This is a genomic window from Undibacterium pigrum, assembly GCF_003201815.1.
In the GTDB taxonomy this organism is placed as follows: Bacteria; Pseudomonadota; Gammaproteobacteria; order Burkholderiales; family Burkholderiaceae_D; genus Undibacterium; species Undibacterium pigrum.
On sequence record NZ_QJKB01000002.1, the window covers coordinates 308,874 to 333,833 of the forward strand.

At 51.6% G+C, this 24,960-nt stretch carries 17 protein-coding genes; 7 read left to right on the forward strand and 10 right to left on the reverse strand.

All coding sequences use genetic code 11. From position 1 onward, the window contains the following. Position 1: 1 nt before the first annotated feature. Genes DFR42_RS08415 through DFR42_RS08425 form a run of 3 tightly spaced genes read right to left on the reverse strand, consistent with a single transcriptional unit; the run spans position 2 to position 5,059 of the window. Complete coding sequence (locus DFR42_RS08415; RefSeq protein ID WP_110254540.1) at positions 2 to 3,145, reverse strand: response regulator; 3,144 nt, start codon at positions 3,143 to 3,145, stop codon at positions 2 to 4. 50 nt (positions 3,146 to 3,195) lie between these two features. Continuing rightward, positions 3,196 to 4,005: a response regulator gene (locus DFR42_RS08420; RefSeq protein ID WP_170133451.1), complete on the reverse strand. Its 810-nt coding sequence runs from the start codon at positions 4,003 to 4,005 to the stop codon at positions 3,196 to 3,198. After that, positions 3,998 to 5,059, reverse strand: coding sequence for a response regulator (locus tag DFR42_RS08425; RefSeq protein ID WP_110254542.1), 1,062 nt, complete (start codon positions 5,057 to 5,059; stop codon positions 3,998 to 4,000). The genes DFR42_RS08420 and DFR42_RS08425 overlap by 8 nt, the downstream gene beginning before the upstream one ends. Before the next feature lie 305 nt (positions 5,060 to 5,364). On the opposite strand from DFR42_RS08425, the gene DFR42_RS08430 reads away from it, so the two are divergent. From DFR42_RS08430 to DFR42_RS08440, 3 genes are all read left to right on the forward strand, one after another. Beyond that, positions 5,365 to 7,395 carry a UvrD-helicase domain-containing protein gene (locus DFR42_RS08430; protein WP_110254543.1) on the forward strand — a complete coding sequence of 677 codons (2,031 nt, stop codon included), beginning with the start codon at positions 5,365 to 5,367 and terminating at the stop codon, positions 7,393 to 7,395. Between the two features lie 85 nt (positions 7,396 to 7,480). Then, the gene (locus DFR42_RS08435) at positions 7,481 to 8,122 is read left to right on the forward strand and encodes a pyridoxamine 5'-phosphate oxidase family protein (protein ID WP_110254544.1); all 642 of its coding nucleotides are present in this window, start codon (positions 7,481 to 7,483) and stop codon (positions 8,120 to 8,122) included. Between the two features lie 119 nt (positions 8,123 to 8,241). Further along, on the forward strand, positions 8,242 to 9,147 hold the full coding sequence (locus DFR42_RS08440; RefSeq protein WP_170133452.1) for a TraB/GumN family protein: 906 nt from the start codon (positions 8,242 to 8,244) through the stop codon (positions 9,145 to 9,147). Positions 9,148 to 9,234: 87 nt separating this feature from the next. Here the strand turns inward: DFR42_RS08440 and DFR42_RS08445 are convergent, their stop codons facing one another. Continuing rightward, a complete protein-coding gene (locus tag DFR42_RS08445; RefSeq protein WP_110254546.1) occupies positions 9,235 to 10,782 on the reverse strand; it encodes a DUF4214 domain-containing protein in 1,548 nt (515 codons plus the stop codon). Between the two features lie 352 nt (positions 10,783 to 11,134). On the opposite strand from DFR42_RS08445, the gene DFR42_RS08450 reads away from it, so the two are divergent. Continuing rightward, entirely contained in the window at positions 11,135 to 11,563 is a 429-nt protein-coding gene (locus DFR42_RS08450; protein ID WP_245936885.1) for a hypothetical protein, read from the forward strand. A 12-nt stretch (positions 11,564 to 11,575) separates the two neighbouring features. Here the strand turns inward: DFR42_RS08450 and DFR42_RS08455 are convergent, their stop codons facing one another. Together DFR42_RS08455 and DFR42_RS08460 are read right to left on the reverse strand one after the other, a co-directional pair. Then, positions 11,576 to 12,307 carry a substrate-binding periplasmic protein gene (locus tag DFR42_RS08455; protein ID WP_170133453.1) on the reverse strand — a complete coding sequence of 244 codons (732 nt, stop codon included), beginning with the start codon at positions 12,305 to 12,307 and terminating at the stop codon, positions 11,576 to 11,578. Positions 12,308 to 12,587: 280 nt separating this feature from the next. Then, positions 12,588 to 13,787, reverse strand: a complete 1,200-nt coding sequence (locus DFR42_RS08460; protein ID WP_110254548.1) for a GIN domain-containing protein — start codon at positions 13,785 to 13,787, stop codon at positions 12,588 to 12,590. A 202-nt stretch (positions 13,788 to 13,989) separates the two neighbouring features. Here DFR42_RS08460 and DFR42_RS08465 point away from each other — a divergent pair, with 202 nt between their 5' ends. Continuing rightward, positions 13,990 to 14,634 carry a YcbK family protein gene (locus tag DFR42_RS08465; RefSeq protein ID WP_170133454.1) on the forward strand — a complete coding sequence of 215 codons (645 nt, stop codon included), beginning with the start codon at positions 13,990 to 13,992 and terminating at the stop codon, positions 14,632 to 14,634. Between the two features lie 33 nt (positions 14,635 to 14,667). On the opposite strand, the gene DFR42_RS08470 is transcribed toward DFR42_RS08465, so the two are convergent. From DFR42_RS08470 to DFR42_RS08480, 3 genes are all read right to left on the reverse strand, one after another. Next, on the reverse strand, positions 14,668 to 17,385 hold the full coding sequence (locus DFR42_RS08470) for a M16 family metallopeptidase (RefSeq protein WP_110254550.1): 2,718 nt from the start codon (positions 17,383 to 17,385) through the stop codon (positions 14,668 to 14,670). A gap of 65 nt (positions 17,386 to 17,450) precedes the next feature. Next, positions 17,451 to 20,207, reverse strand: coding sequence for a M16 family metallopeptidase (locus DFR42_RS08475; protein WP_245936886.1), 2,757 nt, complete (start codon positions 20,205 to 20,207; stop codon positions 17,451 to 17,453). Between the two features lie 186 nt (positions 20,208 to 20,393). Then, a complete protein-coding gene (locus DFR42_RS08480; RefSeq protein WP_110254551.1) occupies positions 20,394 to 21,218 on the reverse strand; it encodes a D-hexose-6-phosphate mutarotase in 825 nt (274 codons plus the stop codon). Between the two features lie 158 nt (positions 21,219 to 21,376). On the opposite strand from DFR42_RS08480, the gene DFR42_RS08485 reads away from it, so the two are divergent. Beyond that, on the forward strand, positions 21,377 to 21,760 hold the full coding sequence (locus tag DFR42_RS08485; protein WP_342766839.1) for a SirB2 family protein: 384 nt from the start codon (positions 21,377 to 21,379) through the stop codon (positions 21,758 to 21,760). Between the two features lie 18 nt (positions 21,761 to 21,778). Next, a complete protein-coding gene (locus DFR42_RS08490) occupies positions 21,779 to 23,335 on the forward strand; it encodes an amidase (protein ID WP_110254552.1) in 1,557 nt (518 codons plus the stop codon). Positions 23,336 to 23,359: 24 nt separating this feature from the next. Here the strand turns inward: DFR42_RS08490 and DFR42_RS08495 are convergent, their stop codons facing one another. After that, the gene (locus DFR42_RS08495; RefSeq protein WP_110254553.1) at positions 23,360 to 24,958 is read right to left on the reverse strand and encodes a GMC family oxidoreductase; all 1,599 of its coding nucleotides are present in this window, start codon (positions 24,956 to 24,958) and stop codon (positions 23,360 to 23,362) included. Between the last annotated feature and the right edge of the window lie 2 nt (positions 24,959 to 24,960).

Below are 24,960 nucleotides of genomic sequence, written 5' to 3' on the forward strand. Positions count from 1 at the left end.
TTCACTTACCCCTGCCTGTCATGGCTCGTCTGACTTCACCTATGAAGCGGCCATGATTGAAATCGGATTTCTCCATGACTTTTTTGACATCGCCATTCAGGCGCAGTCTGTCTTCTGGCGTAATTTGTTTCGCTGTCAGGACAATAATTGGAATACTTGCAGTGACTGTATCATTTTTCAAGGCTTCTACCACATCGAAGCCATTGATTTCAGGCATCATCAAATCCAGCACAATGAGGTCGGGCTTGTGTTGTCTTGCCATGTTGATACCATCCTGCCCACCCAATGCAGACAAGGTTTGATAGCCAAATGAATCGAGCTGGGTACTCACCAGTTTTACCGCCTTGGGGTCATCATCGACAATCAGGGCAGTTTTATTATCTGTTGCCGGGTCATTGCAAAAACCCAGTGCGCTCAGGGCGGCGGTCAGGTTTTCTCTGGCGATGGGTTTTTGCATGACATGTGCAGCGCCCAGTGACAGGCCTCGGCCACGGTCAGCGACGATGGAAATGATGACCACAGGGGTGGATGCAAACAGCGGATGTTGCTTGAAGCGCTCCAGAAACTCCCAGCCATCCATGCCAGGCAATAAAATATCCAGGGTAATCAGGTCGGGGTGGGCTTCCTCAGCCATGCCCAGTGCTGCTTCAGCGGTGGTGGCGCGCAGTATGCGGAAACCTTCACTTTCCAGTTGCACCCGCAAGACTTCGGCCGCCTGGTCATCATCTTCTATGACCAGGGCCAGCAATTCTCCGTTGCCCAGACTGCTGGCGGTACTTGTAACAGGCGCAGGCTGGGCCGCCGTAAATTTGCCCGGCAGATGAGCAGTACGCCAGGGCAGCAAAACGGTGAAGGTAGAACCCTTGCCGACGATGCTGCTCATGCTGACGCTGCCTTCGTGCAGTTCGGCGATGCGTTTTACCATGGCCAGGCCCAGGCCCGTGCCCTGATGCTTGCGCGACAGGCTATTGTCAATCTGGGTGAAGGGCTGGAACAATTCTGCCTGTGACTCCGGCGATATACCTATGCCGCTGTCGCTGACCATGATTTCCAGATAATGCTCAAAGCGACCGCCCGCGACCTGATAACCTTCAATACGGCGCGCTGACAAATGTACCCGGCCACCCTCAGGGGTGAATTTGACGGCATTCGACAACAGGTTATAGACGATTTGTTTGAGCTTGACTTCATCGAGCCAGACATTGCCCAGGTCTTCCGGGATTTTGGCAGATACCTGCAGATTTTGCAGGCTGGCCTGTTCACGGATGACTTGCAGGCTGGCTTGCAGCAGGCTGGCAATATCGGTAGATTCCAGATTGACCTGCATCTTGCCTGCTTCTATCTTGGACAGGTCAAGTATGTCATTGATCAAGGCCAGCAAGTGCTTGCCACTATGAAAGATATCGGCTGCCGCATCTTTTTGCTGGGGTAGTAAATTCCCCATCAGACCATCCTTGAGAATTTCTGAGAAACCAACGATGGCGTTTAACGGTGTGCGTAATTCATGCGACATGTTTGCCAGAAATTCTGACTTCATGCGGCTGGCCTGTTCCAGTTGCTGGTTCTTGGCGGCGATTTCATCGCTGCTGGTGCGCAATTGGTCGGCCAGCATTTTCAGATCATTGTATTGACGCAGATTGTGCAGGGCGACGGCAAGCTGGCCTGCCAGCCTTTCCAGAAAAGCCTGTTCACCGGCCACTACGGTATTGGTTGTCGCCAGCACCATGACGGCGAGGCGGTGTTCCTGATACACCACAGGTATCATGAACACATGCCTGGGACTGAAATCTGCCAGCCCGGTTTGCATGCTGAGGCGGCTGACGTCAAGGGAATTGCTTTTCCCGGTCAGGGCCGCCTGTCCCAGCAAGCCTTCACCGAGTTCAAATTCGCGAGGAATATCCCTTGCCAGGCCATGGCTGGCTTCACAGCGGAAACGTGCATACCATTCATCAAAACTATACAACGCCGACATCTGGTAGCCATGGCGCTCAGCCAGCAAGGACAAGAGGCTGGCGAAAATCTTGTTACGTTCAAAACTGGCGGTGAACAGGATCTGTGCCTTGGCCTGGGTATCATCATAATGGGCCGCCGCCCTGAGTTTGCGCTCTGTTGCGGTGAAATCGGTGACATCCACATTGACTGACAAGCCGCCGATAATATTGCCCTTATCATCGCGCAAAGGTGCGGTACTGTTGGCAATGGTTTTGCGGTTGCCATCAAAGCAGCGTATGTCTGCCAGTTCGGCCAGTATGGTTTCACCGGTTTTCATGGTACGTGCCAGTGCCCATTCATCCGAGGCTATGCGCTTGCCACTATCGGGCCACCAGCCTGCATATTCACCATACTGGTCCAGATTGACCTGGCGACTACCACCCCAGATCAGCTTGGCACCAGGATTGATCGTGGTCAGCGAGCCTTCACGATCACAAATCAGCACGCCGACCGGCAAGATATCCAGGATTTGTTTCAACAGGGATTCGCTGTCGCGTACAGCCGCTTCTGCCAGGCTACGCTGTATCACATCACGCCTGAACTGCCACCACAGCAAGGCACCGCCCGCCAGTGTGATGATGAGGACCAGTATGCCTATATTGCGTGCCTGGACGAAATTGTTCTCCACCTGGATCTTGCGTTGTTGCAGCAAGACCCTTTCTTCCTCTTCCATGTTGCTGATTTGCACCATCAGGGCTTCCATGATCAGGCGCGGTGTACCACTGATGAGGTGCTTGCGTGTGGCAGGGTAACCCTCAGTCTGGTAAATTTGTAACGTCCTGTCGAGTGCGTTCAACCTCTCGTTCAATTTCAGTTGCAGGTTTTTGTATATCAATTGCTGACGGGGATTGTCAGCCGTCAGCTCAGCGATCTTTTTTTCTGCCTGGCGAATTTGCGCTGATTTGCTGTCGCGCTGACCGGTGAAGACATCATCGCCAGTGATAAAGTACAGGCGTTGTATGCTTTCCAGTTCCAGTACGCCAGACTTGACTTCATATAACTGGTCCAGTACCTGATAGGTGTGCGCCACCCAGAGCGAATTTTCACGGTAGTCTTGCAGTGAGCGATACAGTTGCCAGCCTGCAGACAAGAGTAAGGCCAGCCCGAACATAAGCCCTGCGAGGAGTCTGAATTCGGTACTGAGTTTTTTCATAATGCATTCTTTCTGTGAATATCTGCAAATTGAAACAGCCCTGCCAGTAATTATGCCTGATCTGGCGGTCTGCCGAGTCTTGGCTCGGGAGCGAATGCAATCAGTGTGCCTATGCTCAGATCCAGCACAAAATAATCCAGTCTCTGTTGACCATTCAAGCGCAATTGCATGCGCTGCTTGCGTCTTGCGCCGTAGGCGGGCTTGAGTGCCGCCGGCAAATCCTCCACTGAAATACCGCTGGTAAGCGGTGTCTGGTCAAGTTCCCTGAGAAAACGATTGGCGCTGGCATTACACAGACTGACAACACCGTCGACCAGCAAACAGGCTCCCATGGGCAAATGCTGTATGGCATCTGTGGCGATGTCCTTGTGTATGGAATGCATCAGCGCATCAAGTGTACGAAAAGCATGGGCACCTTCTGCATTGTTGAGAATGCCGTTATATTCTTTTAACAGGCGTTCACGCTCGAGTTTCAATGTGTATTGCTCAAGGGCCTGCCTGACTGTCGTCAGCAAGTCTTCATTCAGCCAGGGTTTGGTCAGTAACTTGTATGGCTGGGACTGATTGACGGCATTGAACACATTGCTGACGATATTGAGGTCAGGTTCGCCAGTGATGATCAGGCGCACTGCATCAGGGTATTCTTCCCTGACCGCGATCAGGAAAGCTGCCAGTTGCTCATTGCGTGGCTCACAGATCAGCACAGCGATGCGTTGCGTCGCCATGATGGCATTTGCCTCGTCAGCATTGCTGGCACTGACGACTGGGTGTTGCAAAGGTTCGAGTAAGCGCTGCAATGCCTGTTGCAGATAATGGTCATCATCGACCAGCAAAATACCGGGACGTTGTTTATCAGGCATCGGCATGCTGATCGTAGATGGCGGCAAAGCGCCCGGCCTGAGCAACAAAACAAGACAATACCTCAGGGTCAAAGTGAGATGGCTGGGTACGGCCATCGCCTTCAATAATAATGCTCATGCTTTGCTCATGATCAATTGAAGGCTTATACGGACGACGGCTGCGCAAGGCATCATACACATCACAGATTTGCATGACCCGTGCAGCAAGTGGAATAGCTTCACCCTTGAGGCCATTTGGATAGCCTGTGCCATCCCAGCGTTCATGGTGGTTCAGCGCGATTTCTGCACCCATTTCGGTATACGGTGAAGTGCCGCTGGCAAGTATGCTGGCACCCAGCGCACAATGGGTGCGCATGATATTCCATTCGTCGTTATTGAAGCTGCCAGGTTTCAGCAAGACATGGTCGGGGATACCTATCTTGCCTATGTCATGCATGGGGCTGGCCTGGAAGATCGCATCATGGAAGTCGGCAGGTAAATCCATGGCTTCAGACAAAGCACGGCAGTAATAGCTGATGCGGCGTACATGATGGCCGGTTTCTTCATCCTTGTGCTCGGCTGCCCGCACCAGGGTAAACACCGTGTCGCGATAGGCATTTTCCAGTTGCGCTGTGCGCTCCACTACCTGGCTTTCCAGTATGCGGTTATGATCAGTGAGGAAGTCGCCATATTCCTTGAGTCGCAAGAGATTGCGCACCCGCACGCTGAGGTCGGCCCTGTCGATAGGTTTGGTCAGAAATTCTTCAGCACCAGCTTCGAGGGCGCGCAGTTTGGAATTGCGGTCATCCAGTGCAGTCAGCATGATGACAGGCACGGGCTGCGTCAGGGGATTGGCCTTGAGTTCGGCAACTGTGGCAAAACCATCCATGCCCGGCATCATGATGTCGAGCAGGATAAGATCAGGTTGTGCAAAGGCGGCAATTTTGAGCGCATCCAGCCCATTATTTGCACTCATAGTAGAATAGCCTTCAGCACGCAAGAGTACTTCCAGCAGACGTACATTTCTTTCCTCGTCGTCTACCAGCAGGATACGTGCAGATTTAAGGTCTTTCATACAAAGCCTCCTCCTGAGTAAGAGAATAGTCTCAGCTTGTCCAATTGTCTAGCCTTTATTTCTATCTTTTTGGCAACAAATTCCCCAATATCCACGGTCAAGGCTATCGCAGTGATATTGTTGCTGATCTGTTGTGGCCTATCTGTGTGTATGCTCACTTATGACCGGGCCTAATTGCTCAGTGTGAGCGTACTCTGTGACATACTCGATGGCGCACTCTGCAACGTACTCTGTCATCTACCCAGACCATTGCAGGCTACAATAGCGCTTGCAAGTTTTTGCGGATCAGCTCCGTCTCCCCCTTTATGTCACATGGCCTGAATACCCCCCAAAGTAATGCAGTCAACTATATGGATGGCCCCTGCCTGGTGCTGGCCGGGGCTGGCTCGGGCAAGACACGGGTGATTACCCAGAAAATCGTCAACCTGATAGAACTGCATGGCTATGACCCCAAGCATATCGCCGCCCTGACCTTTACCAACAAGGCTGCGCTGGAAATGCAGGAGCGCATAGGCAAACTGCTGGCCGAACCACGCCAGGCCAGGCAATTGACGGTGTCCACCTTCCACTCGCTGGGCGTGAAGATACTCAGGCAGGAGGCGCAAGCCCTGGGCCTGAAAGACCGCTTTTCCATCATGGACAGTGATGATTGTTTTTCACTGGTGCAGGATCTGGCAATCACCACCGACAAGCAATTGATACGGCGCATACAGACTGCCATGTCCTTATGGAAAAATGGCCTGGTTGACCCTGAAGTCGCCTTGCAACAGGCGAAGGATGAAGACGAGGCCATCGCCGCCAGGGTTTACCGCAGCTATGTCGCCACCCTGTCAGCCTATCAGGCAGTAGACTTTGATGACTTGATACGCTTGCCGGTAGAACTGTTTCGCAGCAATGAACAGGTGCGCGACAAATGGCAGCGCCGCCTGCGCTATTTGCTTGTCGATGAATACCAGGACACCAATACCTGCCAGTATGAACTGGTGAAATTACTGGTGAGTGGCATAGGCAAGAAACCCATGTTCACCGCCGTGGGTGATGATGACCAGGCTATCTATGCCTGGCGTGGTGCCACCATAGAAAACCTGAAGACCCTGCAGGTGGATTTCCCCAATCTGGAAATCATCAAGCTGGAGCAGAACTACCGTTCCAGTACCCGCATCCTGCAGGCAGCCAATTCTGTCATCGGCAATAATCCCAAGCTGTTTGAAAAATCGCTATGGTCTGAGCATGGCCTCGGTGATCCGGTCAAGGTATTGGGCATGCAGGATGACGAGCAAGAGGCAGAGCAAGTCGCCATCATGATCTCGGCCCACCGCTTCGAGCGCCAGGCCAAGTATTCTGATTATGCGATTTTGTATCGCGGCAATCACCAGGCACGCGTCATAGAACAGGCTTTACGGCGTGAACGTATTCCTTACACTATCTCCGGTGGTCAGAGTTTCTTTGACCGCGCCGAGATCAAGGACATCATTGCCTATCTGCGCCTGATCGCCAATGAGGATGATGACCCGGCTTTCATCCGTGCCATCACCACACCCAAGCGAGGTGTCGGCCTGGCTACGCTGGAAGTGCTGGGTGAATTTGCCGGGCAATGGCAATGCTCGCTGTTTGCTGCCGTCTTCAAAGGCGGCATAGAAGCCAAGCTGCCTGACAAGCAGTTACGGCCATTACGGAATTTCTGTACCTTCATCAATCAGGTTGAGGCCCATGCCCACAGGGAAAGTCATGCCAGCGAATTGCTGGATGACCTCATGAAAGAAATCAATTACGAAGGCTATCTCTACGACAGCTTTGAAGACCGTGCCGCACAAAACAAATGGCAGAACGTGCTCGACTTTACCCAGTGGCTGAAGACCAAGGGTAGTGGTGGCAAGGATGGCAATGACGATCACCGCAGCCTGCTCGACCTGACCCAGATGGTGGCCCTGATGACCATGATGGAAGGCAAGGATGAAGAGCCGGATGCAGTGCGCATGTCGACACTGCATGCCTCCAAGGGCCTGGAATATCCCCATGTATTCCTGGTTGGTGTTGAAGAAGGCATCTTGCCACACAAGGGTGACCCCGATGCGCCTGTTGAGACTTTTGCCGCCCGCATAGAAGAAGAGCGTCGCCTGATGTATGTAGGTATTACCCGCGCCCAGCGTAGCCTGCATATCACCTGGTGCAAGAAGCGCAAGCGTGCAGGCGTGCAGGTGCATTGCGATCCATCCCGCTTTATCAAGGAAATGAAGCTCGATGAAGGCGATGCCCTGCCAGCAGAAGGTGAAGTCATGACGCCAAAAGAAAGGCTGGCTGGCCTGAAAGCCTTATTGAGCAAACCCAGGGAATAAGCCGGGAATTTTTTGGGAGTGTTATTATCGCCCGCAGCATACCCTGTCTTACATATCATAGTGGTCAAACCAGTCAGCTATTCTTATGTCAAACCAAAACTCAACTCCTTCATCAGTTCACCTGATTACCAGCGCTGAACAGCTGGACAATTTATTTGATGCCGTCGGTGCAGCTTCCATCAAAAAGGAAGTGCCGTATATCCATGCGCATTATCGCGCCATGATAGAAGCCTCGCCCTTTGCGGTACTGGCTACCCGTGGGCCAGATGGTCTGGATGCTTCGCCCCGTGGTGATGCGCCGGGCTTTATCGTGGTTGAAGATGAAAAGACGCTGTTGCTGCCAGAACGGCGCGGCAATAACCGCATCGATAGCTTGCGCAATATTTTGTTTGATTCCCAGGTCGGACTGTTGTTCCTCATCCCCGGCATAGGCGAAACCTTGCGGGTCAATGGCAGTGCCAGCATTTCTGTTGAACCTGCTTTACTGGAGCGCTTTGCCGTGGATGGCAAAGCACCAAAATGCGTCTTGCGCATAGCAGTGGATACAGTCTATTTTCAGTGCGCCCGGGCCATCATACGCTCGCAATTATGGCAGCGTGCTGCTAGCGAAGCGCCGGTGCCGCTACCCAGCCCCGGCACTATCCTGGCCGCCCTCAGCAATGCCGAAGTTGGTGGTGACAAATACGATAGTGACCTGCCAGCAAGACAGCGGGCCACCCTGTATTAATATTTTTGCATAAGCGCCATAAGTACCCTAAGTACCATAGGCACTTTCTGGTATCCTGTGCCGCCTGAAGAGACATCAGGCAGGCTGACAGATTATATATTTACATGGAAATATCGATAATGAAATTCAAGACTTCGCTTTCTCAATTAACGCTCAAGTGTCTGGCAGTGCTGGGGTTGACCGTAGCTGCCAGCCATGCATTTGCCCAGGCAGAAACGCCAGCCAAAGGTGTCTTCTGGGAAGTTAAATCGGAAAAGAATACAGCATATCTGTTTGGCTCCATCCATCTGGCCAAGGCCAGCTTCTATCCACTGCCAGAAGCAGTCGACAAAGCCTATAAACAGGCCGATACCCTGGTCGTTGAAGTCGACACTACCGATACCAAGGCAGCTGAAAAAGCCATGCCTTTTTTCACCTACACAGCACCCGACAAGCTGGAAAACCACATCAAGAAAACCACCTGGGAAAGCCTGCAATCCCTGGTTGGCCCGGCTGCGGCACAATTCCAGAGCCTGAAACCCACCATCGTTGCGACGGCACTCAGCATAGGCGTCTTCAGGCAGCAAGGCTATGATGCTTCCAAGGGTGTGGACTTGCATTATGTCTTGCGAGCCAAGCAGGATAAAAAAGAGATCGTTGAACTGGAAAGCACGGCATTTCAAGCCAGTGTACTCGGTGGTTTGCCGGATGAAGATGCCGATGCCATGCTGGCACAAACCCTGGATGGTTTGAAAAGTGGCGACACCCTGCGTGAAACCGCAGGCATGATAGCTGCCTGGAAAAGTGGTGATGCAGAAGGCCTCGCAAAAATCCTGCAAGATGCAGCCAGCAAGGATGCCGGTTCCAAAAAACTCATGAAGTTATTGCTGGATGACCGTAACCAGGGCATGAGCAAGAAAATCCTGGACTTGCATGAGAAGGGTAAAAAACTCTTCATCGTCGTTGGTGCAGGGCATTTGACTGGCGCTAACAGCATTATCGAATTGCTGGAAAAACAGGGCCTGGAAGTAAAGCAAATCAAATAAGCCTGAGTTTGAACCTAGGCTGAAAAACAAAAAAACGCAGAGTGATTACACGCTGCGTTTTTTTATGCCCGATGAATAGACCCGTCCCTAGCCCAGCCATAGAGTATATTCTATGCCATTCTGTATGGACCCCAGCACTTGTGCCTTGTTTTCTGTGCTTTCACAAAAGCTGGCCAACACACTCGCAGGCGTACCAGCACCCGAACTGAGTTCCTTGTTCCAGTAATCAAAGCCTGCCTGGTCAGGTGCCCGGTGCAAGACATTCTGGTAAAGATTGGTGATCAGCGTCGTCGTTGTGGGATTGGTGCCATACAGCTTTTGAAATTCTGGCGATAGAAAGAAGCCCGCTGCCACGGTCAGCAGGCTGGAACCTTTATCCATGTCAGCGATCCAGTAACCCAGGCCTGCTGCATCGGGTTTGCGGTCAAATGCTGCCTGGTAGAGCCGGTACATTTGCCCGGCATTGCCTTCCAGGTCAAAGGCGACCATGCCGTCATTGAGTTGTACTCTTTCGACGTTGACGATGGACGTGATTTCGCTATTGCCCGTATTGCGGAACGTCACGTCAGTGGCATTTTTTTGTATGCTGAAAGCGGCGCGGTTTTCCTTGATGACAAGCAAATCAAAGCCCGCCCCGCCATCCACCGTATCGCCACCTCCATTGCTTTCAAAGCGGTTATTGACGCTATTGCCTATCATCACATCGCTATAGCGCGTGCCGACCACATTTTCAATCACCGTACCGAAAGCGATCGATAAATTATTCTGCGATACCGTATCACTGGCCAGCCTGCCGACTGAACTATTGGCACCCTGATTGAGGTTGATGGTGGCCGCGATTGTCAGGGCTGACAAATTGATGGTGTCGATGCCGCCCGTATCATTGATGATTTTAAGCAGGCGGCCATCAGTATCCTTGATGAGATAATTCGTGGAATCCGCATTATAGGCTTTGACGCCATACAGGTATTTCAACGCCAGGTAATCATACTTGCCAAAGAAATCCCTCTCCTGACCTTGCGGTGCCTTGACATACGACATAACGGTATTGATTTCGCTGTCTTCTGCCGCTGCCAGAAAATTATCTGCAGTCGTTGATGCCGGTTCACCCGCATTGTAATTTCCTGGATGCTTGAGTCCTATAGCATGCCCAATTTCATGTACCAGAGTAGCCCAGCTATTGGTGCCGGGGATGATGTTGCTCAGATTGTCACTGGCTTCGTTATTGATATAGACATCACCGCTGACTTTGGGGTCTGTCGTATCCGGATAAGTCGCATAGCCAGCGCTGGTCGCCCCCTGAGCGTTGTTGCCCAGGCGTATATAGCCATATGTGCTATCGGTGTCTGTTACTTCCTTGAACGTGATGCCAAATTGCTGGGAAATCAAATCAAAAATATTTCTGGTGGCAATTTTTTGTTCATCGGTGAATACACTAAAACCTTTCCTGTCCGAGTCTTGAGCATAATTGGGGGCGACACTCATGAAGCTATACGTGACCTCAACGGCAGTCCCCACTGCACTGCCATTATTCCAGCGTGCAGTTGCCGAGGGCAGGAGTACATCTATCCGGTAATCGCCGCTATAGGGATTGACGATGACGGTTTCTTTTTGAGTGGAGACAGTGGTGGTCATGATGTTATTCCCAGGTAAATTGAATAAAAAATCATTGTTGCTGTCATGCGTGATACCCGGATGCCGGGATGCCAGTGATTAATGAAAGACTGAAGCTCAGTTGTACCTATTTTTTGGAGGGCCAGTGTCGTTGAGCAGATGTGCAGGCCAATAAGCAGAATAGTTCACAAACGCTGGATTAACAGCAGGATTGATGTAAAAGAAGGTGATTTGTCGCGTTTTCCCACATGCGCAGATCAGCAGGGTGTGGCCTGAGCCTTGCTCGCCGCATTTGTGTCAAAATGCAGTCCCGGCATCCCATGACATGGTCTGTAGATGCAAAAGACAGTAAAGAAAGTAGCAAAGAAACAAAATGACGCAAAATCTGATGATGAATGACAGTGCGCAATCCGATACGCCTGTTTCTTTACAGGAGCATCCCTGGATATCCCTGGAAACCGCGCTCGATGTAGAAGCATGGATGGATTTGCAACATCGCGAATTACAGCAAGCCCTGGGTGACAAGCCCACCACGGGCCAGGGCATATGCCTGACCCTGTTACATGGGGGGGAGCTATACCTGCATACCAACTCGGATGGCGACGTCTTGCTGGACCTGACTGAAGACGCGCAGTGGGTAGCGCCTGTGCTGATGGCAGTCACCCGCAGCAGCCCACCCAAGGGGCAAGTCTGGGGTTTGCCCGGACATGTGCTGATACAGTTGATACTGGGTTTGAATACTCTGGTCGCCAGCAGCCGCCTGGTTTTGCGGCATCAATACAAGGGTGCCAGAGTCGCTTAGGTTTAGCCCACTTTATCTGGGTGAGTAAATCCGGGCAAGTTCACCATCCTGACGTGCCTGCAGGATGGCCTGATCTATTTTTTGCAGCAGAGCAGCTTCAGCAGGCCCGCCCCCCTGGCGTATGGCGATGTGGATATCCACGGCAGAAACCGGCCTGGGTAATATGCAAAACAATTTACTGTCTGCTGACTTACCCGCAATTTCGGTCACATATTGCTGATTGATATAAGTTTCCAGGCGGCTGGTATTGGCTACCGAGCTATACAGCAAGAAAGCATCCATGCGACGCATGAAGAGTTTCCTGAAGCGCCCCAGGTTATTGCTGGTGTCATCCTCGACCTTGAACAAGACATTGCTGAGACGGTCAAATTCTTCACCATAGCTGGTGCCGCGCACGATACCTATGGTCTTGCCCTTCAGATCACTGACGGTGTTGTAGTTGAATTTTGCACTGCATAAGGTGACCAGCAAGGCCTGATCGGTGAAGATGGGCTGGCTGAATTTTAACAGACGCTGGCGTTCACGGGTTTTTGAAATGCCAAAAATCAGGCCTTCACCATTGGCCGCATTTTCTACCGCCCGCTTCCAGGGATAGCGCCTGACCTCGAATATCAGTTTGCTGTGCTGTTCCAGATAGCGCAGCAAGTCCACGACTTCTTTGGACAGAGGGATGACTTTACCTTTGCCATCCAGTTCTTCACTCATCAGCAATACTGTACTTTGCCGGGTTTGCGCCTGCGCCATGCCAGCCCAGCAGACGCATACTAGCAGTAGGCAGGCAAGTAGGCGCATATTGCGTGGCATTGTTATTCCGGGATGATATCGGTCACTTTATCTTAGCGCAATTTATCTGCTTTGGCTGCTGGCCTGACCGCAGAGTCGGGTTTGCACACCACAATCTCTGTTAAATATGGCAAACCAAGCCTGGCCGGAATATGAAAAAAACAAAACAGGGTTCATACCGCAATGGCATGAACCCTGACATCGTTGTGAATTACTTTGCTATCTTGACTACAGCTTGTGTTTAATTCGCTACACCATTTCTGTCTATTTTGACTACGCGCGAGCCGCCTGCTTTCTTGACATTGACTTCAGCCTCCCCAGGGCCGGTGACCTTGATACTGGCACTATCAAGCAATAATTCATTGGCATCCAGGTCGCCGCTGCCAGTCAGCTTGGCATTCAAACTTTTCGCCCTGCCTTTTAACTGTGTCGCCCCTGGACCATTCATCATGATCTCCAGCGTCGCTTCGGCTTGCAGTTCTACATTGAAGTCACCAGAACCGGAATTTTCCAGTTTCAATGTACCCGATACGCCACGGTAACTCTGGTTGGAAGGGCCATTATTGACAATCTGCAAGTCCTTCACCTTCAGATGCTCTGCATTGACATCGCCAGAACCGCTACTGTTCATCGTCAGCGCAGTAATTTCACCACTCAGGGATAATTCACCCGGGCCACTGTTGCGTACAGTGACTTGTTCAGCCTTGATATCGTCGATCTGAATATCGCCAGAACCAGACATGTCCAGCTCCAGTGCCTTGATGCTGCCGGACAATTTCACATCGGCTGATCCATGCTGTACCAGTTTCACGCTGGCTGATTGCAAATTGTCGGCTCTTAACTCACCGCTGCCATGCAGGGTAGCATCGAGTGACTCGCTAATGGTATGCATATGGGTATCGCCAGAGCCATGGATTTCAGTCTCAGCCTTGGCGACTTGCAGTTGCTGCAAATCCAGGTCACCACTGCCATTCGCCGACAGCTTCAAGACATTGACCTTGCCACTGAGCTTCAGGTCGCCCGATCCATTCATGTTCAAGGCTATGCTGTCTGTCTGCAGATCGCGCACTTCCATGTCACCGCTGCCATTGCTATCGATGCGGTTCAGGCTCTTGGTGGTGATCCTGATGGTGCCTGGCCGGTTGTTCCAGGTAAAGCTATACGACTTGCGCTTGCTGCGTATGATCAATACCTTGTTTTCCACCACGGTTTCTATTTCCGGCACCAGATTGTCATCACCGCTGATTTCTACGCTGGCATTGGCACCATTGGTGACGACCACGTCAAAGAAGCCAGCGTTTTCTATTGCCGCAAATTCAGTCACGGCGCGCTGCTCGGTGATGAGCTTGCCGCTACCCTTGATGGCATCGCTATTGACCCTGACTTCACAACCGCCAAGCAGGACTGATAATAACGCCAGGTATCCGAATGATTTGAACATGATATCGTGTGGGAAAGATTAAACAGGTGCCCAGTGTAATATTGTTTTATACGGATTTCACTGCTCATCCAGACAGAATGTAATTTCCTAGTCATCAACTGCAAATTTGCCGGATAAAACGTAAGCCTTTGCAACAGCAAGCAATTGTTTTTCAGCAGGATGTACACTAAGCTGGTTTTTATCGTCAAATCAAGACCAAAGAATGATACCTACGCGCCGCCAGTTATTAAAAAGAGGGCTATTGCTTGGTGCCGCCGGCATGGCCGGTCCGCATGGCCTCCTGCAAGCAGCCAACACCAGCAATGAAAAACAAGCACAGCCTACCCCGCCACCAGATCTGTTTGACTCTCAGGCGCTGGACATAGAATTCTGGGTCAAGCCGCGTACCCTGGACCTGATACGCCCGGCCACAGGTGAGCGCAGCAAGCTCCTGTACTGGAAAGATGGCGAAGTGCTTGATTCGGCCTATCAGCAGCTATGCCACTTGCTGCGCGACGTCAATGGCAAAGAAACTGCTCCGATAGATCCCAAATTGCTGGAAACCCTGTGGGCCACCCAGGCCTATATCTCCCGTCTGGGCATGACCAAACCACTAGAAATCCTGTCTGGCTACCGCACTCAGGCTTCCAATACCCGCCTGATAGAGCAAGGTGTACCCGCTGCCCGTAAATCCCTGCACATGGAAGGTAAGGCAGCCGACATACGCATACCCCAGTTGCATGAAGAAATTCTGGGGGAGCTGATACAGAGTTTCCGCCAGGGTGGCGTCGGGTTTTATTATCGCCAGACCGCCAATGGGGGCTGGATACATACTGATACCGGCTTGCAGCGGAGCTGGAAAGGCTGAGTCTGCCTGGCTGGCAGACCCCAGACATGGCGCTTATTGTTTTTTGGCGATTTTACTGGCATCACCAGTCGTCACTATGCTCCAGCGTTCAGGTTGCAGATATTTTTTGACAGCCTGGTTTAGTTGTTCCAGGCTCAGGTTTTGCAGCGCAAGGTCCTGTCTGACTTGCCATGAGTAGTCCACCCCCTTGTGCATGAGGGCATTCCATTCGGTCGTCAGGTAGTCATCATTGTGCCTGGACTGTAGTTTTAAACGGCTTAAAGCAGATTTGGCAGCTTGTAGTTCATCGCGGGTAAAGCCATTTGCTACCACTAACTGCATTTCTTCCAGCACTGCCTGCTGGAGCTTGTCGATATTTGAGCTGGCAGCGCTTGCCGTGATTTCCCAACTACTGACAGCATCGCTGGAATAAGGAGACAGGCTTGAAGTCACGCCATAACTCCATCCTTCTTTGAGACGTACCCGCCTGCCCAGTCTTGATTCTACAGAATGACCACCCAGCAGATAGCTGGCCACGTTCAAGGCAATAAAATCTGCATCATTGACACCGACTGGCAAGTCCAGTTGCCCAAGGAAATACCCGTTTTCTTTGCCAGGCGTATCCAGAAATTTACGCAATGGTCCATGGTCAACAAATTTGAATGGAGCTGGCTGGTAAGCGGCTTTGCTTTCCCAGTCCTTGAATTCTTCTTCCAGCACGGTCTTGACTTCTTCTATATCAAAATCACCGACTATCGCCAGATGGCCATTGCTGGCACCATAAAACTGCTTGTGAAAATCAATCAGGTCAGTCGCCTTGATGGCATTTAATTCCGAAATGACTTGCTGTGAAGTTTCCAGCGCACGTATATCGCCCATGGGATAACTATTGAAATGCCTGGCCAATTCATCTTTTGCCATACGTTCCGGGGTATTAGCAGCTTTTTGCCAGGAATATCTTTCGTTCATGATCGCGGCGGTGGCCTGGGCGAGACTGGGTTCTTTCAGGTTTAACACCATCAGTTTCAGTGCTTGTTTCAGATGCGATTTGTCAGTGATGAATTTGGTGACGCCACCACGCATGCGTGCTTTCTCCCGTTCTGCATCCAGGGTTTCTTTCCCATAGCGGCTGGTACCATTGAGCAAGACTTGCCTGGTCAGACGGTCTATCCAGCGTTTATTGGCGAGTGATTTTTCATCGCCCCAGTGTAAAACCAGTTCAACCACGACTTCCTGGCCGCGTGTGGGCTTCACCAGCAAGGCTGTTTCTATATTTCCTATCTTGATCCTGCGTGTGCTTTGCTGGATATTTTCTGGCGATGTATTAAATTCGGCAACGGCAGCATATTCATCAACATGAGAGAAATCCTTCATGATGTCACTGACTTGAGGTACTGCAGGCATGCTGCTGTCGACATTTTTCTGTTCTGTCAGCAAGATACCTGTGGTGCGGTTTTCTCTGACGAAATAACGCTGGGCTGCTTGTTGTAACTGCTCAGTTTTCATGTTGGCGACACGGTCTTTTTCCAGAAACATCAAACGCCAGTCGCCCGCAGCGATGTATCTGGATATCCTCATGCTCAATGCATGTGGATTGTTCATGATGTAGGAAAAAATATTCACATACTTGCTTTTAAATAAATCCAGATCTTGCTCAGTCCATGCATGATTTCCAAAAGTTTCTATCGCTTTTGTTACTGCCTTGGGAGAGTTCTCATCGGGACTGCCAGCCAAAATGCTGTAGCCGAACAGGATCAAGCCATTGTCCGTTATGCCTTCAGTATGAAATCCCAGGCCTTCATTGACAGGAAGTAAGTCACCGGTCCGGCTACGCAGTTCTCTTCCTGAGGTCAGCATGGTGGCTGCGAATTGCAGGGCAGTATAGTCGGGATGTAATAAGGAAGGACTGTGATAGGCTAATATCACTGGATTGGAATTGCCTTTTTTCCTGAGGATGACCTGGCGTTCTCCTTGCTGTGCCGGTTCAATAGTAGGTATTTTGGGCAAGGCAGATTTTGGTGTGGGAATTGTGCCAAACTGGCGCGAGATTGTCTGCAAGGCTATGCTGGCATCAAATTTTCCTGCAACCATCAACACGGCATTATCCGGACGATAGTATTGGCGATACAGCTGCTGTAATTGTTCTATGCTGACATTCTCGATATCACTTTTTTCACCAATCACACTGTGACCATAACCATGCCAGTCAAAAGCCACGGCCTGCACGCGGCGCATCAGCGTGTCATAAGCATTATTCTCCCGGAGTTCAAGCTCATTGCGCACTACCGTCATTTCAGTATCAAGCTCAGACTTCAGGATGCGTGCATTTAGCATGCGGTCTGCTTCCATACTCAAGACCCAGTTGAGCTCACTCTCATTGGCCTCGAATGTGGCGAAATATTGCGTATAGTCAGGAAAAGTAAATGCATTCGAACGCATGCCTTTTTCAATCAATTGCCTGGAAATTTCCGGGTAATTTTTACTCCCCTTACACAGCATGTGCTCCAGCAAATGGGCATAACCAGTTTGCCCTGCACCTTCATTTCTTGAACCTGCCAGATAAGTCATATTGACCGTTGTCGTCGATTTGGAATTGTCTGGCATCAGCAAGACTTTCAAACCATTTGGCAAACGGTATTCACTGATACCTTCTACGGTACTGAGCTTTTCTACATTTGCTGGCAAGCTTGTTGCTGCCTGTGCGTGGCTTCTGGAAAACAGCAGGTGTACGGCAAGAGCAATCGCTACAACCGGAGTTTTGATGTGAAGCATGATGTCTGAAAAAATGGGTATAAAAAAACCGGAAATCTCAGATTTCCGGTTTCATGAAAAAAAGCTTATTTGCTTGTAGCGGCCTTGGCCTTGGCTTCATCTGCAGCAATAAAGACACTCATTTTGGCTGGGTCTATATAGCGGCGGAATGCATCGTTGACCTGTTCGACTGTCAGCGCCTGTATCTTGTCATCCATGGCTTGTGACCAGGCCCATGTGCGTTTCAGATACAGATTGCTGTTCCAGCCGCTGGCCACTGCACCATCGTTGCTGCGGCCCTGTACCCGCTGCTGCAACAGTCCGGATTTAGCCTTGGCCAGTTCGTCGGCTGTGAAGCCATCTTTGAGAGCACGTGTCAGCTCTTCCTTGACAGCGATTTCCAGTTTTTCCAGATTCTGTGGCGCTGCCGTTGCACTGATACTGAAGCTACCTGTAGGGTCGATTTCGCCTGCAGTCAGGCTGGAACCACCGCCATAAGACAGGCCATCTTTTTGGCGTATACGTTCCAGGACGCGCGAGTTCATGCCGGCGCCGCCACCAAAAATATAGTTGGCTACGCGCAGGGCAGCGAAGTCGGCATCATCTTCACGCAGGCTCAGATTCATGCGACTTGTGTAAATGCCGTTTTCCTTGTCTGGTGTATTAAATGTTTTACGCACTGCAGGAATTTCTTCGCGTTTGCTGACCAGACGGGTGTACGGGGATTTGCTGGTCCAGCCATCAAAGACTTTGGCGACAGTTTGCCTGGTGCTGTCCACATCAAAATCACCGACGATAGACAATTCACCTTTGGATACGCCATAAAAGTCTTTATGGAAGGCTTTGATATCTTCGAGCCTGGCATTGCGTATGGCTTCCAGTGTTTCATCCAGTGTCATGGAGGCACGCACATCGCCTTTAGGGTAAGTATTGAAATGCTGGGCCATCGCACGACTGGCAACTGCGGAAGGCTCATTGCGTGAAGCCTCGGTGTTGACCAGGGCTCTTTCTTTCAACTGCTTGAATTCGCTTTCCGGGAAGTTCGCTTCTTTCAGGACGTGTGCCACCAGTTCCAGTGCTGCTGGCAAATTCGCTTTGGTAGTCTGGAATGAATACAGGCCGCCACTCATTTTCAGCTTGGACATTTCATCTGCCAGTTGGGCACGGCTGTACTTGCTGGTACCTGTGGTCAGCAAACTACCGGTAAAGCCCATAACTGTGGATTTACCGTACAGGCTTTTTTCATCCCCCCAGTGCAAATTCAGCGACACGTTCACGGTTTCGCCACGGGTCTTTTTAGGCAATAAGGCTACTTGCAGATTACCTATATTGCTGATCTGCGTACGCTTGTCGATGTTTGCCGGTGAGGGATCAAACACTTCGCCTGTCAGTGTCGCAGCCTTGGGTTTGAAGTCTTTCATGACTTCTGCAATACTTGGTGCGGCAGGTATGTCTGCGCGTTGTGGGTCATCTTCAGGGATGAAAGTGCCTATGGTGCGGTTGTCGCGCACCAGGTATTTTTTCACAGCAGCAGCGACTTCCTCAGAGCTGACTTTATCTGCATCATCCCTGTCCTTGAACAAATAGCGCCAGTCACCCATGGCGATATATTCAGATATGCTGATGCCTATGGATTCATGGTTGTTCAGCAGTTTTTCATAGGCGTTGACATGTTCACGCTTCAGACGTCCCAGTTCTTCCCTGGTCGGCGGATTTTTCTTGAAGTCCTCTATGCCTGCCAGCAACGCATCTCTCGCTGCATCGACAGACTCACCTTTCTTGACAACGGCACCAACGATGGCGAGGCCGGGTTCAACATATCCCATACTGCTGGAAAATACTTGTACCAGTTTGCCACTTTCTACCAATTGTTTATGCAAGCGACCATGTGGTGCACTGGCCAGTATGCTGCCAGCAAAGTTCAAAGCATCACGGTCATGGTGCAAGCCTGCTGGCACTTTATAGGCAATGATCACCATTTGCACATCACCCTTGCGACGCACGACAAAGCTGCGTTCACCATCCTGGGTGGGTTCTGTGGTCCAGAACTGTGGCAGGCTGCGGGTTGGTTTGGCGATTTTGCCAAAGGAGGCATTAATCCATTGCAGGGCTTTTTCAACTTCAAACTTTCCGGCCACCAGCAGCACAGCGTTGTCTGGCTGGTAGTAGTTACGGTAAAAGGCCTGCAGGTTTTCTATCTTGACGTTTTCTATATCACTGCGATTACCTATGGTGGAATTGCCATAGTTATGCCAGTCAAAGGCCACGCTTTGCATGCGTTTCATGAGCACAGCGCCGGGTGAGTTTTCAGCGCGCTCATATTCGTTACGCACGACCGTCATCTCGGTGTCCAGATCTTTTTTTGCGATATAGGAATTGACCATACGGTCTGCTTCCATTTCCAAAGCCCATTTCAAATTATCTTCATTCGCCTGGAATGATTCATAATAATTGGTGCGGTCCAGGGAGGTAGTGCCATTGCTACGCATGCCACGTTTATTGAATTCTTCATCAATTTTTTCATGCTTGGCAGCACCCTTGAACATCAAATGCTCGAGCAAATGCGCCATGCCCGTTTCGCCATAGTTTTCATGACGCGAACCTACCAGATAAGTCACATTGACCGTGACCGTAGGTTTGGATGCATCCGGCATCAGCAATATGCGCAAGCCATTAGTCAGGCGGTATTCAGTAATGCCTTCAACACTGGTCACCTGGCTGACGCCTTTGGGCAGATTGTCGGCCAGCGCTGCAGGCGCAGTGAACAGGAATACACCGCCCAATACCAGGGCGCGTAAAACAGGTTTAAGCTGGAGTTGCATGGCTGCACGGAGTTGTTGCATAAAATCTTTCAGTCTTAATAATGAGGCAAAAGGGGGACATAAAATAAATCCGTCAGGCAAAATATGCCGACGGATATGATTGGTAGAAATAATGAAAGTTGCAGCTATTTTGTAATATGAATAGACGAAAATCGTCGTATCTGTGAATAAAACAGATTGTGACTATGTGTTAAATGTGCATATTTGTCAATCGAGGGCTGAGACTATTTCCAGTGTCTGACTGGCTCCCCAGCTTTCACCGGGTGCGAGGCTGAGGGGGCGCAATATCGTCGCAGCTTCCACGCACAGCATGTGTTGCTCACCACCGGCATGCATGTCATTGATCTTTGCTGCACCGGCGCCAGGGTTCCACACCACGGCATCGGCAAAACCATTATTGCGTATGATGGTGCGTTGATGTGGCTGATGCAGTTCCAGTTGCGCCGGGGCATAGCCGTAGATGCGGTCAGTCTCGCCGCTGATGCGCAGGAAAGGATCGGCTTCCAGGCAATGATCTGCACCGCTGACGGTATCGCGGTAATGCAGGCCTTGCAAACCATGCAGGCTGACATTGGCAATATCCTCAACGGCCAGATAGGTATGCAGGGCCGTGGTGAAGCTGAAATTGGTGTCGCCGGTATTTTCTACTTCCAGCGCCATCTGCAAGGCATTGCCTAGTATGCTGATACGCAACTGGGCACGAAAGACATGCGGCCATATCGTCAGGCGGGCAATGTTTTCCCTGAGTTCATAGACTGCGACTGCTGCCCCATGTTCTGCCAGGCCGGTCTGCAAGAGCTTCCATTCAGAAGTACGGGCGAATCCATGCTTGGGTAAGGTGCCCTGATTGGAAAACTGCGGGAACACCACCGGCACACCGCCACGTATGGCCACACCGTCCTGAAAAGCCGAGCTTTTGCTCATGAATAATTGTTCGCTTCCACCGGCAGGTATCCATGAACATACATGTGCACCCTGGCTGGCAATTTTTGCGCTGGCACCGTCTTGTGACAGGAGACTGAGAAAATTCATGCAGGCTTTCTTTCAGTAAATGTTGATATTGTTGGTACTTAGCAGTGTAATGGATAGTTAAGCAAACGGTATTGCTTTAACATCAATTTGACCAGACAAAAATCCAGGCTTTCGGTTAGTATTGCAGGCACAAAAATTTACCCGGATTGAAGTTCATCATGTCCATCAGCTATCTTGCCATCAAACACCTGCATCTGACTTGCGTAGGTTTAAGCGGCAGCTTGTTCCTGTTGCGCGGTATCTGGAAGATGCGTGACTCCGCCATGTTGCAGCAGCGCTGGGTAAAAATATTACCGCACGTCATAGATACTATCTTACTGGGAAGTGCTCTGACGCTGGCCTGCTGGAGCGGGCAATACCCATTTCAGCAAAACTGGCTGACCGCCAAATTGCTGGCATTGTTGCTCTACATCGCCCTGGGCACTCTGGCCCTCAAGCGTGGCAAGACCCCGGCCATACGCCTGGCGGCCTTTATTGCTGCCATCGCGACTTTTATCTATATCGTCAGCGTGGCCCTGAGCCGCCAGCCAATTCCATTTTGATTGAAGGAAAGCAAGCACATGAAATCACCTGCTCTCAGTCGCAGCACACTGGCTCTCATGTCTGCATTATCTTTGCTACAGGGGCCTGCCTGCGCCAGCGAAACCCTGCATGAACTGGCGCAAGATATGAAAGCGGGCAAGACCACAGCCAGCCAGATTTATGACTTGTATGATGCGCGCATTAATATGTATAACCCTGGCATACAGGCGGTCACCACGCGCAACCCCCATGCCAGACAGGATGCGCAGGCAGCAGATCAGCAAAAAAAACCACGTGGCAGCCTGGCAGGCTTGCCCCTGCTACTGAAAGATAATATTGCCGTACAGGGCATGGTTACCACGGCAGGTTCAGTGGCGCTGGCAGATAATCTGGCAGCACAGGATGCACCACTGGTTGCCCGTTTGCGGGCAGCCGGTGCAGTCATACTGGGCAAGGCCAATCTCAGCGAATGGGCCAATCTGCGTTCCAGCCAGTCCAGCAGCGGCTGGAGTAGTGCTGGTGGACAAACCCGTAATCCTTACGCGCCTGAACGCAGCCCTTGCGGTTCCAGCTCAGGTTCTGGCGCAGCCGTGGCGGCGCGTCTGATACCGGCAGCGATAGGCACAGAGACGGATGGCTCCATAGTCTGCCCCGCCTCAGTCAATGGCCTGGTTGGTTTGAAGCCCACCCTGGGCCTGGTCAGCCGCACAGGCATAGTGCCGCTCAGCCATAGCCAGGATACCGCCGGGCCCATGACCCTGAATGTACGTGATGCAGCCATGCTGCTGAATGCCATGGCAGGCAGTGATCCGCAAGATGCTGCCACCCGCCAGGCAGACCAGCGCCGCAGCAAGGACTATACGGCAGGCTTGCAAACCACGGCCTTGCAGGGCAAGCGCCTGGGTATAGTGCGCAAAATGGTGGATGGCTATGATGCCGATACCAGGGCCTTGTTCGACAAGAGCCTGGCTATTCTCATCGCCCAGGGCGCTACCGTGGTAGACCCGATAGACCTGCCTTATCTCGAAGAACTGGATAAGGATGAACTCACGGTCTTGCTCTACGAATTCAAGGCCGACCTGAATGCCTACCTCGCCAAAACCCCGGCTACAGTCAAAACCCGCAGCATGGCCGACGTGATTAGCTACAACCAGCAACATGCAGATACTGTCATGCCTTATTTTGCCCAGGAATTGATGGAGCAGGCCCAGGCCAAGGGCAAGCTCAGTGACGCTGCCTATCGTCAGGCCCATGCCCGCGTCAAATTGCGCGCTGGCAAACAGGGCATCGATGTCGTGTTGAAGAAATACAGGCTCGATGCCCTGATCGCACCAACCACAGGCACCGCCTGGCTGATCGACTATAAAGCGGGTGATGTCGTCGAAGGCAGTTCCAGCAGCCCCGCAGCGATCGCTGGTTATCCCCATCTGACCGTACCCATGGGCCAGGTCAGGGGCTTGCCAGTTGGTTTGTCACTGTTTGCCGGTGCCTGGTCAGAAGCAAAATTGCTGAATATGGGCTATGCCTTTGAGCAAGCCAGACCCGCCTTGCCTGCTCCCAGCCTGGCTACGACAGCAACCGCTGCGGCCAAATAAATTTGCGAGTGCTGCCCTATAAAACTACAGGGCAGCCCGGATCATATCTGCCGCTTTCTCCCCTATCATCATGGTAGGGGCATTGGTATTGCCACCTATCAGGGTAGGCATGATAGAGGCATCGACTATCCGCAAACCTGTCATGCCGTGCACCCGCAATTGCGGGTCGACCACGGCCATGGCATCCACGCCCATCTTGCAAGTACCTATCGGGTGATACACGGTGTCACTGGTCTGGCGCAAGACCGCGCGTATCTCATCATCGCTATGTACATTCGCTGTCTGGAAGTCACTGGTGCGGGCTGCTACCAGCGCCGGTGCATCCATGAGTTTGCGCGTCAGTTTGAAACCCTTGACCATGCTTTCTATATCATCCGGGTGCTCCAGGAAGCGCGGGTTGATAAGGGGAGCCGCCATGGGGTCTTTGCTGGCCAGCGTCACTTCACCTATGCTCTTCGGGCGCAGCAGGCACATATGGCAGGAATAACCATGGCCCAGATGCAGCTTGCGTGCATGGTCATCCAGCATGGCCAGTACAAAATGCAGTTGTATGTCAGGTGCTGTCAGGCCGGGATCAGTCTTCAGAAAGCCACCGCCTTCAGCACCGTTTGAGGTCAGCAAGCCGCGTCTTTGCTTTTGATAACGTCTGAATTCCCTCACCATGCGCAGGCTGCCACCAGCGGATACGCCCAGCAAGTCCAGGCTTTTGGCGCGGTATTTGAAAACAAAATCAGGATGATCCTGCAAATTCTGGCCCACGCCGGGTAAGTCATGTACTACTGGTATTCCCAGGGCTTGCAAAGCCTTGCCATCACCCACGCCAGACAGCATCAGCAATTGCGGTGTCTGGAAAGCACCTGCTGCCAATAAGACTTCCTTTCCAGCCTTCAAGGTCTTGAGCTGTCCGCCCTGACGGTATTCAACACCAATGGCGCGCTTGCCTTCAAACAGTATGCGCGTCACATGGCAACCGGTTTCCACTTGCAGATTATTGCGCTTGCCCATGTGCGGATGCAGGTAGCCGCGTGCCGCTGTCCAGCGTTCACCATTGTGCTGGGTGACCTGATAAATGCCCACTCCTTCTTGCTCTTCGCCATTGAAGTCAGTATTGATATTGAAGCCAGCCTGACGGGCTGCTTCCAGATAGATTTGCTGGTAGGGATTGTCACTACGCAATTCACTGACATGCAGAGGGCCAGACTGGCCATGATAATGGCCGCCATGGGTTTCGTTGTTTTCTGATTTTTTGAAGTAGGGCAAGACTTCATCAAAAGACCAGCCCGTGTTACCGAGTGCCGCCCACTGATCATAATCCTGTTTGTGGCCACGGATATACACCATGGCATTGATGCCCGATGAACCACCCAGCATCTTGCCGCGAGGTTGATAACCGCGCCTGCCATTCAGGCCAGGTTGCGGGACGGTTTCAAAAGCCCAGTTATTCAACTTGGTCGGCAACATCGCCACCACACCCGCCGGGGTATTGACCACCCAGCTGTCGCCGTTGCCACCGGATTCCAGGATGGTCACATGCAGGTTCGGGTCTTCCGTCAGGCGGCCAGCCACGGCACAAGCGCCGGAACCGCCACCGACGACGATGTAGTCAGGAGATGTAGTTGTCATAT

Excerpts from the sequence above, each read along its gene's own strand:
- DFR42_RS08490 (WP_110254552.1), top strand. The coding sequence starts at position 21,779 with ATGAAATCACCTGCTCTCAGTCGCAGCACACTGGCTCTCATGTCTGCA.
- DFR42_RS08470 (WP_110254550.1), bottom strand. The coding sequence starts at position 17,385 with ATGCTTCACATCAAAACTCCGGTTGTAGCGATTGCTCTTGCCGTACAC.
- DFR42_RS08445 (WP_110254546.1), bottom strand. The coding sequence starts at position 10,782 with ATGACCACCACTGTCTCCACTCAAAAAGAAACCGTCATCGTCAATCCC.
- DFR42_RS08465 (WP_170133454.1), top strand. The coding sequence starts at position 13,990 with ATGATACCTACGCGCCGCCAGTTATTAAAAAGAGGGCTATTGCTTGGT.
- DFR42_RS08460 (WP_110254548.1), bottom strand. The coding sequence starts at position 13,787 with ATGTTCAAATCATTCGGATACCTGGCGTTATTATCAGTCCTGCTTGGC.
- DFR42_RS08485 (WP_342766839.1), top strand. The coding sequence starts at position 21,377 with ATGTCCATCAGCTATCTTGCCATCAAACACCTGCATCTGACTTGCGTA.
- DFR42_RS08415 (WP_110254540.1), bottom strand. The coding sequence starts at position 3,145 with ATGAAAAAACTCAGTACCGAATTCAGACTCCTCGCAGGGCTTATGTTC.
- DFR42_RS08475 (WP_245936886.1), bottom strand. The coding sequence starts at position 20,207 with ATGCAACAACTCCGTGCAGCCATGCAACTCCAGCTTAAACCTGTTTTA.
- DFR42_RS08435 (WP_110254544.1), top strand. The coding sequence starts at position 7,481 with ATGTCAAACCAAAACTCAACTCCTTCATCAGTTCACCTGATTACCAGC.
- DFR42_RS08430 (WP_110254543.1), top strand. The coding sequence starts at position 5,365 with ATGTCACATGGCCTGAATACCCCCCAAAGTAATGCAGTCAACTATATG.
- DFR42_RS08420 (WP_170133451.1), bottom strand. The coding sequence starts at position 4,005 with ATGCCTGATAAACAACGTCCCGGTATTTTGCTGGTCGATGATGACCAT.
- DFR42_RS08440 (WP_170133452.1), top strand. The coding sequence starts at position 8,242 with ATGAAATTCAAGACTTCGCTTTCTCAATTAACGCTCAAGTGTCTGGCA.
- DFR42_RS08480 (WP_110254551.1), bottom strand. The coding sequence starts at position 21,218 with ATGAATTTTCTCAGTCTCCTGTCACAAGACGGTGCCAGCGCAAAAATT.
- DFR42_RS08495 (WP_110254553.1), bottom strand. The coding sequence starts at position 24,958 with ATGACAACTACATCTCCTGACTACATCGTCGTCGGTGGCGGTTCCGGC.
- DFR42_RS08455 (WP_170133453.1), bottom strand. The coding sequence starts at position 12,307 with ATGGCGCAGGCGCAAACCCGGCAAAGTACAGTATTGCTGATGAGTGAA.
- DFR42_RS08450 (WP_245936885.1), top strand. The coding sequence starts at position 11,135 with ATGACGCAAAATCTGATGATGAATGACAGTGCGCAATCCGATACGCCT.
- DFR42_RS08425 (WP_110254542.1), bottom strand. The coding sequence starts at position 5,059 with ATGAAAGACCTTAAATCTGCACGTATCCTGCTGGTAGACGACGAGGAA.